General features: G+C 67.4%; 11 protein-coding genes. 4 read left to right on the forward strand and 7 right to left on the reverse strand.

Going from position 1 to position 15,343, the window contains the following annotated elements:
* Positions 1-29: 29 nt before the first annotated feature.
* From ASD78_RS00905 to ASD78_RS00915, 3 genes are all read right to left on the reverse strand, one after another.
* Positions 30-1,751 (reverse strand): hypothetical protein, encoded by a 1,722-nt coding sequence (locus ASD78_RS00905; RefSeq protein ID WP_055907695.1) that lies wholly within the window; start codon positions 1,749-1,751, stop codon positions 30-32.
* Positions 1,752-2,128: 377 nt separating this feature from the next.
* The gene (locus tag ASD78_RS00910; protein WP_056097758.1) at positions 2,129-2,566 is read right to left on the reverse strand and encodes a GNAT family N-acetyltransferase; all 438 of its coding nucleotides are present in this window, start codon (positions 2,564-2,566) and stop codon (positions 2,129-2,131) included.
* A 14-nt stretch (positions 2,567-2,580) separates the two neighbouring features.
* A complete protein-coding gene (locus ASD78_RS00915) occupies positions 2,581-2,880 on the reverse strand; it encodes a DUF2782 domain-containing protein (RefSeq protein ID WP_055907701.1) in 300 nt (99 codons plus the stop codon).
* A 113-nt stretch (positions 2,881-2,993) separates the two neighbouring features.
* On the opposite strand from ASD78_RS00915, the gene polA reads away from it, so the two are divergent.
* Both polA and ASD78_RS00925 read left to right on the forward strand, forming a co-directional pair.
* On the forward strand, positions 2,994-5,762 hold the full coding sequence (polA, locus tag ASD78_RS00920; RefSeq protein ID WP_056097759.1) for a DNA polymerase I: 2,769 nt from the start codon (positions 2,994-2,996) through the stop codon (positions 5,760-5,762).
* 503 nt (positions 5,763-6,265) lie between these two features.
* The gene (locus ASD78_RS00925) at positions 6,266-6,748 is read left to right on the forward strand and encodes a YetF domain-containing protein (RefSeq protein WP_056097760.1); all 483 of its coding nucleotides are present in this window, start codon (positions 6,266-6,268) and stop codon (positions 6,746-6,748) included.
* Between the two features lie 180 nt (positions 6,749-6,928).
* On the opposite strand, the gene hemF is transcribed toward ASD78_RS00925, so the two are convergent.
* From hemF to ASD78_RS00945, 4 genes are all read right to left on the reverse strand, one after another.
* Entirely contained in the window at positions 6,929-7,843 is a 915-nt protein-coding gene (hemF, locus tag ASD78_RS00930; RefSeq protein WP_056098143.1) for an oxygen-dependent coproporphyrinogen oxidase, read from the reverse strand.
* An 85-nt stretch (positions 7,844-7,928) separates the two neighbouring features.
* Positions 7,929-8,615, reverse strand: coding sequence for a hypothetical protein (locus tag ASD78_RS00935; protein WP_056097761.1), 687 nt, complete (start codon positions 8,613-8,615; stop codon positions 7,929-7,931).
* Positions 8,616-8,667: 52 nt separating this feature from the next.
* Positions 8,668-9,732, reverse strand: a complete 1,065-nt coding sequence (locus ASD78_RS00940) for a hypothetical protein (protein WP_156087515.1) — start codon at positions 9,730-9,732, stop codon at positions 8,668-8,670.
* A gap of 103 nt (positions 9,733-9,835) precedes the next feature.
* The gene (locus ASD78_RS00945) at positions 9,836-12,229 is read right to left on the reverse strand and encodes a S9 family peptidase (protein WP_056097763.1); all 2,394 of its coding nucleotides are present in this window, start codon (positions 12,227-12,229) and stop codon (positions 9,836-9,838) included.
* 175 nt (positions 12,230-12,404) lie between these two features.
* On the opposite strand from ASD78_RS00945, the gene ASD78_RS00950 reads away from it, so the two are divergent.
* Positions 12,405-13,817 carry a cytochrome ubiquinol oxidase subunit I gene (locus ASD78_RS00950; protein WP_056097764.1) on the forward strand — a complete coding sequence of 471 codons (1,413 nt, stop codon included), beginning with the start codon at positions 12,405-12,407 and terminating at the stop codon, positions 13,815-13,817.
* A 72-nt stretch (positions 13,818-13,889) separates the two neighbouring features.
* Complete coding sequence (cydB, locus tag ASD78_RS00955; protein ID WP_055907723.1) at positions 13,890-14,897, forward strand: cytochrome d ubiquinol oxidase subunit II; 1,008 nt, start codon at positions 13,890-13,892, stop codon at positions 14,895-14,897.
* The last annotated feature ends 446 nt before the right edge of the window (positions 14,898-15,343 follow it).

The raw sequence follows: 15,343 nt of genomic DNA on the forward strand, positions 1-15,343 counted from the left end.
CCGACGCATCGCTGCGTTTCAGCGATCCATCACTGTTCCGGTCTGGCGTCGTCCGGCACGCCGTTGCGGTCCTCGTCCTTGGACACGCCGGTACGGATGTCGATCAGATCGTCCTGGCCATTGCGGTTGAGGTCCGGCACCACGCCGCCCACCTGGTAGTAGATGGTGTTCTGCTGCGGCCCCTGCACGAACTTGCGCTGGCCCGGATCCCAATAGGTCGCATTGGGTTCGATCACGTTGGCGACCAGGTAGGTGTAGGTGTTCGGGAACAGGCTCAGGGCGTTGCCCTTGTGGCAGTACCGGATCTCGCCAGTGGCATGATCGCCCGGCCCCGCCGAACCCGGCGATCCCTTCGGGCAGTCTTCGGGCCGGTAGACGATATCCACCGTACGCGGATCGGTGAGCTTGCCCAGCGGGATCTGCAGACGATCCTGCACGACCTGCTTGCGGATGACGCTGCTGGAGTGGAACTCCACCGGCTGGCCGCGCACATCGACCGGGCGGCCGTCGCGCATCATCGCCGAGATGTCGAGCATGCGCGGCGAGCGGAAGATCTGCACTTCGGACAATTCCAGGGCGCCGGCGGCGGGGTTGGTATTGAAGAAGTTCAGATTGAACGCGCCGCTGGCGACGTCGATGTCGCCGGCGTCGTAACCGGCCAGGCGCGGCGCCAGCGGCAGCAGGGTGGCGCCGTTGAACAGCTGCACGTCGAACACGATCACGCTGGCGCCGCCGGCGAAACTGGCGCCGGTGTGGAACGGCGCGGCCGGCATCACCACGCCGGCGGTCGGGCCGCTCCAGGGCTTGGCGCTGGCGAAGTCCAGGTCGTGCACGTAGTAGACGTTGCCCTGGAAGTTCTGGGTGCCGCCGGTGTAGGTCACCGTGGGGTTCTGCCAGGGGCTCTCCGAGCCGTTGTACCACCAGTTGATGCTCAGGCTGTTGGTGGTGCTGAGCAGCTTGATGCGCATCTTGTTGGCGTTGGTGTTGTTGGGGTTGACGAAGTCCCAGTTGTGCAGGGTCTTGGTGTTGAGGCCGACGTTGTGGCCGAGGATCTCGTACTCGGTGTCGCTGAAGTGGCGGTTGCGCGCGGCACGCATCTCGCCGGTCAGGCCGGTCGAGCCGGTCGCCATGATGTGCCAGTTCTGCGCGTCCTCGGTCGGCCGCGGCGCGGAATGGCCATGGGCGGCGCCGTAGTTGTGCGCGGACTCGTGCGAGGTGGTGGTGCCGATCGCGGTGGACCAGCGCTCCAGCGTCGAGCCGATGCCGTTGAGCGGCTGGCCCGCGGCGCCGTAGGTGTCCTTGAAGGACTTGGCCCAGACGCGGGCGTAGTCCTGCGGATCGGCGTCGTTGGTATCTACGGCCTGGGCTTGGCCGAACAGGCTGCCGGCGGTGTCGGAGCCGACCGCCACGATCTGCCAGCGCGGTTCCGTCGGGCTGGGCAGGGTGGTGACCGGATTGACCTTGACGTTGAACTCGCAGTAGTCGTCGACGACGAAGTCGGTGATGCGATTGCGCAACGTTGTCGTGCTGCCGACCACCGGGTCCAGATCGGCCACGTTGAACGGCGCCGCCGACGAGGACGGACCGATCGACGGGAACGGCGTGTTGACCGTCGGATAGAACACGTACAACTGGTTGGTCTTGGGCTGCGCGAGGACGTTGGCGGGACAGGTCGGGGCCGCGTTGGCGGCCGGTGCGATCAGCGCGAGTGCGATCAGCGCAGACAGGCTGCGCGGCTTAAGGCTAAGCATCGGAAAACCTCCATGTTGAGCATCGGAACCGGCCTTCTAGGCCAGACCGGCGCGAGCGATTCCACGCCGGCAGCTAGATTTAACGCAGTCGCGCAACGCAAAATGAGCGCAGCGGTAGCGGTGTTTGTGCGCGCGGTTCCAAAACGGAATCGACGCCACGACGAACGGTAGTGGCGCCGGCGCGAAAACCGCGCGGGGCCGATGCGCCGGCAGATCCGAAGCGACGAGCGGATGCAGCCAACTTGCAATCGGCTTGAGCTAGGCGCGCGCTGCGCTCGTCCAGAGGCCGCGCGGATACGATGCGCAACGCGGTGAAACGCGTCGAACGCAGCAATATGGATGCGATGAGCGCGACGAACCGCCGCGCCGCGCGGCGCCTACTCGCCCAGCGCGATCCCGAAATGAAAGGCCTCGATGCGCAAGCCCTCGCGCAGATAGAACGCATGCGCGTCGCGGCGCTGGGTGCCCGAGTCCAGTTGCAGGCGCACGCAGCCCAGGCGTTTCGCCTCGGCCTTGAGCCAGTCCAGCATCGCCTTGCCGTAGCCGCGGCTGCGCACGGTCTGGTCGGTGACCAGGTCGTCGACGTAGACGTGCAGACCGACCGCGAGCATTTCCAGCACCCGCCAGCACGCGAACGCACGCGGCGCACCGTCGGCGTCGAACAGCACCGTGGCGCGGCAGCCCTGGTCGATCTGGCGCCGGATCTGGACGACGAAGCGGTCCTCGTCGAATTCGGGCCGCAATTGCGCCACCAGCGGCCACACCGCGCGCAGTTCGTCCTCGCCGCTGAGGGAGCGGATCTCGTGTCCGGACATGTGCGGGACGTGCCTTACCAACTGAAGAGCTTGTACTGCACCGGCGAGATCGGGCCTTCGCCCTTGCTGCTGTCCAGGGTGCCGTCGCCGTCGCTGTCGACCAGGTAGTAGACCGGGCCGCGCTGGGGCGTGATCTTGACCACCCGCAGCTGGCCGGCCACGCGGTATTCCTCGACGCTGTCGCCGCCCTGGGTCGAGCGGCGCGTGATCTCGGGGTTGCTCAGGTCGGCGGTGGGGTCGCCGCCGCCCATCGTGGCGCAGCCGGCCAGCGGAGCGAGCAGCAGCAGGGCGAGCGATGCGGTGAGGGTGCGCATGGCGGTTCTCCGGAATCCAGGCCACCAGCATACCTCCGGGGGCCGTGAAGCGGCCGCATCGGCGTCACGCTCCGGTCGCGGCGCACGCGACCGGCGGGCGTAGAATCGCCGGCATGAAAAGACTCGTCCTGATCGATGGTTCCAGCTACCTCTACCGCGCCTTCCATGCCCTGCCGCCGCTGACGAACGAGGCCGGCGAGCCCACCGGCGCTTTGTTCGGCGTGGTCAACATGCTGCGCTCGACCTTGAACGAACGCCCGGACTACGTCGCATTCGTGGTCGACGCCCCCGGCAAGACCTTCCGCGACGACCTCGACCCGCAGTACAAGGCCAATCGCCCGCCGATGCCCGACGACCTGCGTTCGCAGGTGCTGCCGATGTGCGAGATCGTCGAGGCCCTGGGCATTCCGATCCTGCGCATCGACGGGGTCGAGGCCGACGACGTGATCGGTACCCTGGCGCTGCAGGCCGCTGGCACGGGGATCGACGTGACCATCTCCACCGGCGACAAGGACTTCGCCCAGCTGGTGCGTCCGGGCGTGGCCCTGGTCAACACCATGAGCGGCAGCCGCATGGATTCGGACGAAAGCGTGTTCGCCAAGTTCGGCGTGCGCCCGAACCAGGTGATCGACCTGCTGTCGCTGATGGGCGACAGCGTCGACAACATCCCCGGCGTCGAGAAGTGCGGTCCCAAGACCGCGGCCAAATGGCTGGCCGAGTACGACAGCCTCGATGGCGTGATCGCGCATGCCGACCAGATCAAGGGCAAGATCGGCGACAACCTGCGCGCGGCGCTGCAGCGGCTCCCCTTGAACCGCCAGCTGGCGACGATCAAGACCGACGTTGCCCTGGAGCGCGGCCCGACCGACCTGGCGCTGCGCGAACGCCACGCCGAGGACCTGCGCCGGCTGTACGCGCGTTACGGCTTCAAGCAGGCGCTGCGCGAACTCGAAGGCGGCGCCGGCAGCGCCGAGAATGAACTCGCGGCCGACCGCGCCGGGCTGCGCGCGACCGCGGCCGGCCACGCGCGCTCGTCGGCGTCGGCGGAGGCGCCCGACGCGGCGCTCGCGGCCAAGGGCGAGTACGAAACCATCGTCGAGCCGGCCCAGCTGCACGCCTTGGTCGCGAAGCTGCAGGCCGCCGCCGAGTTCGCCTTCGACTGCGAGACCGATTCGCTGGACCCGATGCGCGCGCGCCTGGTCGGCCTGAGTTTCGCGGTCGAGCCCGGGCGTGCGTACTACCTTCCGGTCGGCCACGATTACCCGGGCGTGCCCGCGCAGCTGGCGCTGGATACGGTGCGCGACGCGCTGCGTCCGGTGTTCGCCGACCCGGCCCGGCGCAAGCTCGGCCAGCACGGCAAGTACGACCTGCACGTGCTGCGCCGTCACGGTATCGACGTCGCCGGTTACGCCGACGACACCATGCTGGAGAGCTTCGTCTACAACGCCACCGCCAGCCGCCACGACATGGATTCGCTGGCCAAGCGCTACCTCGGCTACGACACCATCAAGTACTCCGACGTGACCGGCAAGGGCGCCAAGGCGATCTCGTTCTCGCAAGTCGCGCTGGACGACGCCACCCGCTACGCCGCCGAGGACGCCGACGTGACCCTGCGCCTGCACCGGGTGCTGGGCGCCAAGCTCGCCGCCGAGCCGGCCCTGGAGCGCGTCTACCGCGAGATCGAGATCCCGCTGGTGCCGGTGCTGGAACGGATCGAGGCCAACGGCGTGATGATCGACGCCGACGAGCTGCGCCGGCAATCGCAGGACCTGGGCAAGCGCATGCTCGCGGCGCAGCAGAAGGCCACCGAACTGGCCGGGCGTACCTTCAATCTGGATTCGCCCAAGCAGTTGCAGGCCCTGCTGTTCGACGAACTCAAGCTGCCGGCGCTGATCAAGACCCCGACCGGCCAGCCCAGCACCAACGAAGAAGCGCTGGAGGCGATCGCCGACCAGCACGAGCTGCCGCGGGTGATCCTGGAATACCGCGGCCTGGCGAAACTGCGCAGCACCTACACCGACAAGCTGTCGGAGATCGTCAATCCCGACACCGGCCGCGTCCACACCAGCTACCACCAGGCCGGCGCCGCGACCGGACGCCTGGCGTCCAGCGATCCCAACCTGCAGAACATCCCGATCCGCACCGAAGACGGCCGCCGCATCCGCCGCGCCTTCATCGCGCCCGAGGGCTGCAAGCTGGTCGCCTGCGACTACTCGCAGATCGAGTTGCGGATCATGGCCCACCTGTCCGAGGACGAGGGCCTGCTGCGCGCGTTCGCGTCCGGCGCCGACATCCACCGCGCGACCGCGGCGGAAGTGTTCGGCAAGGCCATGGACGAGGTCAGCGGCAACGAACGCCGCGCCGCCAAGGCGATCAATTTCGGCCTGATGTACGGCATGAGCGCCTTCGGCCTGGCGCGCCAGCTCGGCATCGGCCGCGGCGAAGCGCAGGACTACATCGCGCTCTACTTCAGCCGCTACCCGGGCGTGCGCGACTTCATGGAGCGCACCCGCCAGGACGCGCGCGAGAAGGGCTACGTCGAGACCGTGTTCGGCCGCCGCCTGTACCTGGAGAACATCAAGGCCTCCAACCAGGGCCTGCGCGCGGGCGCCGAGCGCGCCGCGATCAACGCGCCGATGCAGGGCACTGCGGCCGACATCATCAAGCGGGCCATGATTACCATCGACGCCTGGCTGGCCGGGCAGGGCGGACAGGCCCGGATGATCCTGCAGGTCCACGACGAACTGGTGTTCGAGGTCCGGGCCGGCTTCGTCGATACCCTGGTCGCCCAGGCCGGGGCGATGATGTCCGGGGCGGCCGAACTGAGGGTGCCGCTCGTCGTCGACAGCGGGGTCGGTGATAATTGGGACGAAGCGCATTAATAATCCGGAAAAGCCCGTCGTTGCTGCGTTTGGCAGAATGAATCGGTCCTGAATCCAACAAATTATTAACTTCCATCTTCACGAACTATCCATGTGCGGAGTGGTCATATAGGTCGCGACAGATGCAACGTCTGTCGCTGATCTCTCCCTCCCCTGGAGTGATCCCGGAGCGAAGGCCCCTCCCCAGGTCCCGCTCCACCAGCCCCGCCGGCCCCCCCTGCCTGCGGGGCTTTTTATTTGCGCCGCAGAAAGTCGCGCGCCGGCACCGCCGCACCGCACACCTTCGGGGCGAGATTCTGTGCGACTAAATCGGGCCGTCTCTTCGCTGCGGTCTGCCGGATCCGAGCGGCGGAATGCCGCGCCGGCCGCCGCGTCGGCGGCGGTCGGGCTCAGGAACGGCCCGATCGCGGCCGGGCTCGCCGTACCTGCGCACTGGATCCACACCCGCGCTGCCCGCCGCTCGGCCACAATCGCAGCCATCCCCGCCGCAGGAGTCCGTGCCCATGTCCGACGCCTTCGACCTGTCGATGCCGTGGTGGCATTACCTGCTGCGCGCCTGCGTCGTGTATTTCGTGTTGCTGGTGATGATCCGCGTATCGGGCAAGCGTTCGATGGGGCAGTTCACCTCGTTCGACATGCTGCTGGTCGTGCTGCTGGGCAACGCGGTGCAGAACGCGTTGCTGGGCACCGATACTACGGTCGGCGGCGGCCTGATCCTGGCCGCGACCCTGATCGCCTTGAACTGGGGAGTGGGCTATGTAAGCTCGCGCAGCGACCGCGCCGAGCGCCTGTTCGAAGGCGTGCCGGTGGTGCTGGCGCGCGACGGCCACGTCTATCGCGAAATACTGAGGCGCGAACTGGTCAGTCGCGCCGATTTCCACAAGGCGATGCGCGAGAACGATTGCGCCGAGGTCGACCATATCGGTCTGGCGACGCTCGAGACCAACGGCCATATCACGATTCTGCGCAGGGGCGATCGGGTCTAGCGCATTCGTGATGGCGTCGTGGGCGGCGCGACGCGGTCGCGGCTTACGCCGCTCCTACCCCAAGGCCGCGCTTCCCGCAGGCGCAGCGGCGTGAGCCGCCGCGCCGAAGCCTCGCTTCCTGTGGGAGCGGCGTAAGCCGCGATCGCGAAACCGCGCGTGCTGCGAAAGCCGCGGCCGGTCCTAGACCGCCGCTTCGCCCAGCCAATCCCGCGGCACCAGATACTCGGCCAGCCTGGCCTCGTTGCTGCCGGCTTCCGGCACGTAGCCGTATTCCCAGCGCACCAGCGGCGGCAAGCTCATCAGGATCGACTCGGTGCGCCCGCCCGACTGCAGGCCGAACAGGGTGCCGCGGTCCAGCACCAGATTGAATTCGACGTAGCGGCCGCGCCGGTACAGCTGGAACTGGCGCTCGCGCTCGCCGTAGGGCGTGTCGCGGCGGCGTTCGACCAGCGGCAGGTAGGCGTCGAGGAAACCGTCGCCGACCGCGCGCTGGTAGGCGAAGTCGCGTTCGAAATCGCCGTGCAGGTCGTCGAAGAACAGGCCGCCGACGCCGCGGGTTTCGTTGCGGTGCTTGAGGAAGAAGTACTCGTCGCACCAACGCTTATGCGCCGCGTAGCGCTCGGCACCGCCGAACGGTTCGCACAGCGCGCGCGCGGTGCGGTGCCAGTGCCGCACGTCTTCGTCGAAAGGGTAGAACGGGGTCAGGTCGAAGCCGCCGCCGAACCACCAGGCCACCGTCTGGCCGTCGCGGACCGCATGGAAGTGGCGCACGTTGGCGTGGGTGGTCGGCAGGTAGGGATTGTTCGGATGGAACACCAGCGACACGCCGACCGCGCGCCAGGACGCGCCGGCGAGTTCCGGCCGCGCCGCGGTCGCCGACGGCGGCAGCTTTGTGCCCGAGACGTCGGAGAAGCCGACCCCGGCCTGTTCGAACACGCGCCCGCCGCGCAGGATGCGGGTCCGCCCGCCGCCGCCTTCGGCGCGCTGCCACAGGTCCTCGGCGAAACGGGCGTCGCCGTCGGCCTGTTCGATGGCGGCGCAGATGCGGTCCTGCAGGCCGGTGAGATAGTCGCGTACGCGGTCGAAATCGCTCATGGCGCGCATTCTACCGGGCCGGGCGCGCCGGCCCGGCATCGCTCGGCGAACCGCCAGAGCCGGTGCGGCTCTGGGCCGGTGCCGCTCAGGGCTGGGCGGCGGGCGCCACCGAGATCACGAAGTCCGAGCCGCCGTTCGCCGCGGGCTGGTGGTGCTTCACCGTCAGCGCGATCTGCGTGTCGCAGCCCTTGAGCAGCCAGCGCTCGGTGGCGCCGGTGCCGGTCTTGGAGGTTTCCAGCACGCTGCTCTCGATGGTGTCGAACTCCGGACAGCCATTGGCCGCGCTGCCGGCGACGATGGCCTGCTTGTAGATGTCGAAGCGCAGTTCCTGCGAGGTCCGGGTGTCGCCGCTGAACGGAATCGGCAGACCGCTGGCGAAGGTCGACAGCGCGGCCGAGCAGGCCTCGCCGGGGTCGGCCTCGATGCCCGGCTTCAGGTTCTTGTCGAACTGGCGGCGGAAGTTGCTGCGCTGCGCGGCGGCATTGCCGCCCAGCTCCGGATAGCGGGTCAGCGCGGCGACCTGGCCGGTGGCGATGGTGACCTCGCGCGGCGCGCGCCACTGCGCGTAGGCGGCCTGCAGCCGGTCGATGCCGGCATACCCCTGGGCCCGGCACTCGGCGATGATGGCCTCGCGCATCAGCGAGGTGGTGAAGGTGCGCAGCGCGACCTGCTCTTGGTAGCCGGGCTTCGCGGCGGGCCGGTCCTGCGCGGCGGCCAGGGAGGAGACGATCAACAAAGCGGCGAGCGCGGCACAGCGACGGATGGACTGCAAGGCGATTCCCTCCTGGGTGCGGCGATGCTAGCACCGCGATGATCGTGCGCGACTAGGGCGGGCCAGCGTTGTCCACCTGCAGCAGCGTGCGTGCACAGGCGGTCAGATCGAGCCAAAGCATGGTCAGCCCTAATCCAGGCCACCACCATTGCATCACCCAATCCGATACCTCGACCCAGCGGACGAGCGCAAGCGGTCTGGCGAGTTGTCGCATATCGAGCGTGCGTGCCAACTCGGGTTGAAAGAAGATCGTATCCAGTGCGATAGCGAACAGTAGCGGGAATACGGTCAGCACAAAGAGGCCGTAGAGACGCCATCTCACCGCGAATACGCGACGCAAGCGGAACCAACGCCATGAATCGCGCACATCCGCCGTTAGCCGATTCCAGCGGGGGCGTCGCAGCCACAGCAGCACTACGGTCGCCAAAGCGATCGATTGCAGTACCCAAACGACCGCAGCCGCGATTAGCTCCACCATGCTGGGGCCCGATTCCAGTCCCGCTTCCAGCATCGCTGTGGCCGACATGAGGAGTACGCAAGCGCCAACGACGCTGACCACCGGCCAGCCGGGCCAGGACGGAAGCCACGCCAACGGCGGGCGGTCGCTCGCGATGGGTTCGCGTCGCAGGAAAAAGAACGGCAGCGACAGAAAATAGATCAACAGTAGAGCAATGCTCCACACGGCATAGGAGCCCAGGTGCTCATGCGCAAGCACCGTTGCGCCGGTGATGAGTCCCAGCCCGGCACACCACAGCAGCAGCATCGGAAAAGTGCGCAGGCTCCAGCGCAAGGCTTGCCGTGCGCTCTTGTCCCGATCGAGCCAGTGCAACACGAGCAGCCAAACCAGCGCGGCGAGCGCGGCTACGATGAAGACCAGCATCGCCTGAAGCGGCCATGGCGGTAGTCCGGACAGAGAAAAATACTTCGCCATGACCAGCCCCAGCGTGTCCGTTATCTCAAGCATGTGCGTGCGCACGGGCTCGTCGAGCAGCGCATAACCCAATCTCGGCAGCAGGAGACAGAATGCCGCCCACGCACCCGCAAGCGCGGCCAACGCTGCGTTACGGCCGAGCCGCCAAGAGGGTGGATGAAGTCGAGAGTCGTTGGTGTCGTCCATGACGGCGACGATACCGGTGGCGCCTGCTTTCCGCACGAGCGCCGGGCTGCCCCACCGGCTGGCGGGGCGCGCGGCATCGCCGCGCACCCCGGTTCGCGCGGTCTTACTTCAAGTTGCGTTCGAACAGTTCGTAGATACGCCGGTACTCGTCGTACCAGCTGTCCGGATGGGTAAAGCCGTGGCGCTCCATCGGATACGGCGCGAGTTCCCACTTGTCCTTGCGCAGTTCGATCAGGCGCTGCGACAGCATCACCGAGTCCTTGAAGAACACGTTGTCGTCGATCATGCCGTGGGCGATCAGCAGGTGGTCCTGCAGGCCGTCGGCGTATTCGATCGGCGAGGACTTCTTGTACGCCTCCGGGTCCAGCTCCGGCGTGTTGAGGATGTTGGAGGTGTACTCGTGGTTGTACTGCGACCAGTCGGTGACCGGGCGCAGCGCGGCGCCGGCTTTGAACTTGCCGGGCTCGCGGAACAGCGCCATGAAGGTCATGAAGCCGCCGTAGGAGCCGCCGTAGATGCCGGCGCGGTCGCCGTCGCCCTGCTTCTGCGTGATCAGCCAGTCGCGGCCGTCCAGGTAGTCCTCGAGTTCCGGATGGCCCATCTGGCGATAGATCGCGGTGCGCCAGTCGCGGCCCAGGCCGGCGCTGGCGCGGTAGTCCAGGTCCAGCACCACGTAGCCCTGCTGCACCAGCAGGTTGTGGAACATCTGTTCGCGGAAGTAGTTCGGGTAGCGCGCGGTGACGTTCTGCAGGTAACCGGCGCCGTGCACGAACATCACGATCGGGTATTTCTTGCCGGGTTCGTAGTTCTTCGGGCCGTAGAACTTGCCCCAGATCGTGCCGGCGCCGTGCTTGGACGGCACCTGCACGAACTCGGGCTGGATCCATTCGCGCTGCTTGAACTCCGGCGTACGGGTGTCGGTGAGCTTGCTCAGGCCTTCGCCGTCGGTGCCGATCACCGCCAGCTGCGCCGGCATGTAGCTGGAGGAATAACGCAGCAGCAGGCGCTTGCCGTCGGGCGAGAGCGTGAAGTCTTCGACGCCGTCGAGCGCGGTGACTTCGCGCACCGCGCCGCCGTTGCGGTCTACCGCGCAGACTTCGTAGTCGCCCGGCCATTTGCGGTTGCAGGCGAAGTAGAAGCCGCGGCCGTCGGCGCTGACCTGCGGCGAGGACACTTCCCAACTGCCCGAGGTCAGCGCACGCGCCGCGCCGTTGCCCTCGCTCAGGTACAGGTGGGCGTAACCGCTCTGCTCTGATAGCCACCACAGCGCCGGCCCGGCATTACCGGAAGCCGGCAGCCAGCCGAAGTCGGTGGTGTTCCAGCCGACCCAGGCCGGGTCGCTGCTGCGGTTGCGCACCACCAGCGTGGCCTGGGCCAGGTCGACCGTGGTCAGCCAGCGGTCCTTGTTATCGACCGCGCGCACCAGCACCGCGGCCTGGCGGCCGTCATCGCTCCAACGGATCGCAGGACCGCTGCCGTCGCCGTCGGTTTCGATCCGCACCGCGCGATCGCCCTTGAGCGGGTCCTTCTTCGCGGCCTGGCGCATCGCCGCGAGCGGGTCGTCGGCGATGCCGGGCAGGCGGTCGTACTTGAGTTCGGTGACCTTGCCGCCGGCGATGTCGATCAGCCACAGCTTCTGCGGCAGCGGCGCGCCGCGGCCGACGCGGGTGCGCACTTCCTCGAATTCTTCGTAACCCGATTCGGTCACGTACTTGGGCATCTTGCCGACCTGGCCGGCGTCGGCGCCCTTGGCCTGGGTGACGGCGAGCATCCAGCGACCGTCGGGCGAAAGCGCGCTGTCGGAAATCTCGACATCGCTGCCCAGGTAGATCGGCGCCGGCGCGCGGCTGCCGTCGGCGCGGCGCCAGGCCTCGTCCTGCTCGCGTGCGGCATCGCGCCTGGCGCGGTCGTCCTTGAGCGTGCGGATGGTCGCGAGCTGGCGATCGCGCAGATCGTCGGCCTTCGGCGGCTTGGCCGGATCGTTCTCGGCCTTGAGCTGCGCGGCCTGGCTCACGCCCTGGCCGGCGCGCCACTGGTACCAGTTGTTGTCGACGCGGAACACCAGGTTCCCGTCGCGGCTCCACTGCGGACGCGATTCGTTGTCGTTGCTGCGCGTGACCTGGGTGAGCGCGCCGCTGCGCAGGTCGCGCACGAACACATCGCCGTTGCGCACATAGGCCATGCGCGTGCGCTGGGCGTCGTAAACCGGCTGCGCGGCATCCAGATCGGCGCGCGCGGCGCCGTCGATCTTCGCCGCCACCGCATTGGCGCCGGTGCCCTGTTGCCAGATGTCGCGCACGGTCGCGCCTTCGCGCTTGAGTTGGTACTGCACGCGCTGGCCGTCCCAGGCCCACCACGCCTGTTCCACCGGCGGGCCGATCCAGTCTGGGTCGGCCATGGCCTGGGCGAGCGTGATCGGGGTTTGGGCGTGGGCGCTGGGGGCCATAAGAAACAGCGCGGCCAGCGACAGGGTCAGAGCGTTCGGAACTAGGCGCATCGGCGGACCTGGTTGGAAGTCTAGGGTGGGCAAATTGACGCAGGGTAGCAGCCTCAATAGTTTGCGCGATTGGGCCATGCGTCACGGTGCTTTACCGGGCCTGATGACGCGGCGCACAATGTTCCTGCGCATCTGAAGTCCCGTTGGAATCGCGGGACATGACAGGAGTCGTGACGTGGATGCATTGATGCTGTCGCGTATCCAGTTCGGGTTCGTGATCTCGTTCCACATCCTGTTCCCGGCCTTCACCATCGGCTTGGCGAGCTGGCTGGCCTTCCTGGAATGGCGCTGGCTGCGCACGCGCGACACCGTCTGGCGCGACCTGTTCTTCTTCTGGACCAAGGTCTTCGCCGTGTCCTTCGGCATGGGCGTGGTGTCCGGCATCGTCATGAGCTTCCAGTTCGGCACCAACTGGGCCGTGCTCAGCGAACAGGCCGGCAATATCCTCGGGCCGCTGCTGTCCTACGAAGTGCTCACCGCGTTCTTTCTGGAAGCGACCTTCCTGGGCGTGATGCTGTTCGGCTGGAACCGGGTCGAAGAGAAGATGCATTTCCTCGCGACCTGCATGGTCGCGCTGGGCACCTTGATCTCGACGTTCTGGATCATTTCGGCCAACAGCTGGATGCAGACGCCGGCCGGCTACAAGATCGTCGAAGGCGTGTTCGAACCCGACAGCTGGTGGGCGATCGTCTTCAATCCCTCGTTCCCGTATCGCCTGGCGCACATGGTGCTGGCGGCGTTCATTACCACCTGCTTCGTGATCGGCGGCGTCAGCGCGGGTTATCTGCGTCGCGGCGTGCACGTCGACGCGGCGCGGCGGATGCTCAAGGCTGCGGTGATCTTCGCCGCGATCACGGTGCCGACCCAGGTGTTCATCGGCGATCTGCACGGCCTCAACGCACGCGAGCATCAGCCGATCAAGGTCGCGGCGATGGAAGCGCATTGGGAGGCCAAGCCCAAGGGCGAGGGCGTGCCGCTGGTGCTGTTCGCGGTGCCCAACGAGCAGGCCGAGCGCAACGATTACGAAGTCGCGATCCCGAAGCTGGGCAGCATCATCCTGACCCACACGCTGGACGGCGAGGTCCAACCGCTGAAGTCGGTGCCGCCGGAAGATCGCCCGCCGGTGAAACCGGTGTTCTACGCGTTCCGGGTGATGATCGGCCTGGGCGTGACGATGCTGTCGCTGGTGCTGGCTTCGCTGTGGGCGTGGAAGCGCAAGCAGTTGTACGAAGGCCGCGGCTTCGGGCGCTGGGTCCTGAACGGTTGGCGCGCGATGACGCTGAGCGGCTTCGTCGCGATCCTGGCCGGCTGGTACGTGGTCGAGATCGGTCGCCAGCCCTACGTGGTCTACGGCCTGCTGCGCACCGCCGATGCGGTCAGCGCGATCGACGCCGCGAGCGTGATGACGTCGCTGATCGTGTTCGCGGTGGTGTACCTGACCGTGTTCGGTGCGGGCGTCGGTTATCTGCTCAAGCTGATCCGCAAGGGCCCGCAGCCGCACGAGCCGGCGCCGCGTCCGGGCCTGGGCGACAAGACGCCGGCGCGGCCGCTGTCGGTGCCGGACGAGCCGGCCGACAGCAAGGCGTGATCGCTTGCGCGCGGCCCGCGCGCATGCACGACAGTCCCGCCGCGGCGGGAGCGACACAGAAGGTGGTGGGCGATGGAATACTGGCTGCCAATCGTATGGTTCGGCGTGATCGGCTTCGGCGTGCTGATGTACGTGCTGCTGGACGGCTTCGTGCTCGGCCTGGGCATCCTGGCGCCGTTCGCCGAGGACGAGGGCCAGCTCGATCACATGATGAACACCGCCGCGCCGATCTGGGACGGCAACGAAACCTGGCTGGTGCTGGGCGGTGCCGGTTTGCTGGCGGCGTTCCCCAAGGCCTATGCGGTCGTGTTGTCGGCCCTGTACCTGCCGGTGCTGTTGATGCTGATCGCGCTGGTGTTCCGCGGCGTCGCGTTCGAGTTCCGCTTCAAGGCGCATCGCGCCAAGCCGGCCTGGGGCGCGGCGTTCGCGCTGGGCTCGCTGCTGTGCGCGTTCGCGCAGGGCGTGATCCTGGGCGCGCTGGTCGAAGGCATGCCGCTGCAGGGCGGCAAATACGTCGGCGGCGTGTTCGGCTGGTTCAGTCCGTTCTCGATGCTGACCGGCGCGGCGGTGGTGTTCGGCTATGCGCTGCTGGGCTCGACCTGGCTGATCCTGAAGACCGAGGGCCGCATGCAGCAGATCGCGCGCACCCTGACCCGGCCGCTGGTGCTGGTGGTGGTCGTGTTCATGGGGCTGGTCAGCGCATGGCTGCCGTTCCTGGACTCGCGGATCATGGCGCGCTGGTTCGACGGGGCCAACTTCCTGTGGCTGTCGCCGGTGCCGCTGCTGGTGCTGGTCAATGCGTTCGCGCTGTGGCGCGCGGCGATGCGCGAGGGCCGCGACCTGGCGCCGTTCGTGCTGACGCTGTGCTTCTTCATGCTCGGATTCGCGGGGCTGGTGCTGGGCATCTGGCCGAACATCGTGCCGCCGGGGCTGACGATCTGGGATGCGGCGTCGCCGCCTTCATCGCAGGGGTTCGTGCTGGCGGGGCTGGTGGTGTTGCTGCCGGCGATCCTGGGCTACACGTATTGGTCGTATAGCGTGTTCAAGGGGAAGATTGCGGCGGATGCGGGGTATCACTGAGGCTGGCGGCCTCTTTCCACCCGCCTTGGGGTAGGAGCGGCGTGAGCCGCGACCGCGACCTCCGGCTGCTGCGTGAGTTTCGATGCGGATCGGCTTTGCTTTCTGCCTTCTGTGGGAGCGGCGTAAGCCGCGATCGCGAATTCCGTTTGCTGCGCTGGTTTCGTTCTTAAGCAACAGCTTCCGCCCGCTGCGCTGGCGGGTCACTTTCTCTTGCCACTCGCCTTGGGGTAGGAGCGGCGTGAGCCGCGACCGCGAACTTCGCCCGCCGACGGAGGTTCCGTTGCGGCTCTGCTTCTGCCTTCTGTGGGAGCGGCGTAAGCCGCGATCGCGAATTCAGTTTGCTGCGTGGGTTTCGTTACTTAAGCAACAGCTTCCGCCCGCTGCGCGTGCGGGTCACTTTCTCTTGCTAGCCCAAGAGAAAGTAACCAAAGAGAAGGGCTTGCCTT

Origin of the sequence: Lysobacter sp. Root667 (genome assembly GCF_001427715.1) — a bacterium.
Lineage (GTDB): Bacteria > Pseudomonadota > Gammaproteobacteria > Xanthomonadales > Xanthomonadaceae > Lysobacter.

Excerpts from the sequence above, each read along its gene's own strand:
- ASD78_RS00905 (WP_055907695.1), bottom strand. The coding sequence starts at position 1,751 with ATGCTTAGCCTTAAGCCGCGCAGCCTGTCTGCGCTGATCGCACTCGCG.
- ASD78_RS00910 (WP_056097758.1), bottom strand. The coding sequence starts at position 2,566 with ATGTCCGGACACGAGATCCGCTCCCTCAGCGGCGAGGACGAACTGCGC.
- ASD78_RS00915 (WP_055907701.1), bottom strand. The coding sequence starts at position 2,880 with ATGCGCACCCTCACCGCATCGCTCGCCCTGCTGCTGCTCGCTCCGCTG.
- polA (WP_056097759.1), top strand. The coding sequence starts at position 2,994 with ATGAAAAGACTCGTCCTGATCGATGGTTCCAGCTACCTCTACCGCGCC.
- ASD78_RS00925 (WP_056097760.1), top strand. The coding sequence starts at position 6,266 with ATGTCCGACGCCTTCGACCTGTCGATGCCGTGGTGGCATTACCTGCTG.
- hemF (WP_056098143.1), bottom strand. The coding sequence starts at position 7,843 with ATGAGCGATTTCGACCGCGTACGCGACTATCTCACCGGCCTGCAGGAC.
- ASD78_RS00940 (WP_156087515.1), bottom strand. The coding sequence starts at position 9,732 with ATGGACGACACCAACGACTCTCGACTTCATCCACCCTCTTGGCGGCTC.
- ASD78_RS00945 (WP_056097763.1), bottom strand. The coding sequence starts at position 12,229 with ATGCGCCTAGTTCCGAACGCTCTGACCCTGTCGCTGGCCGCGCTGTTT.
- cydB (WP_055907723.1), top strand. The coding sequence starts at position 13,890 with ATGGAATACTGGCTGCCAATCGTATGGTTCGGCGTGATCGGCTTCGGC.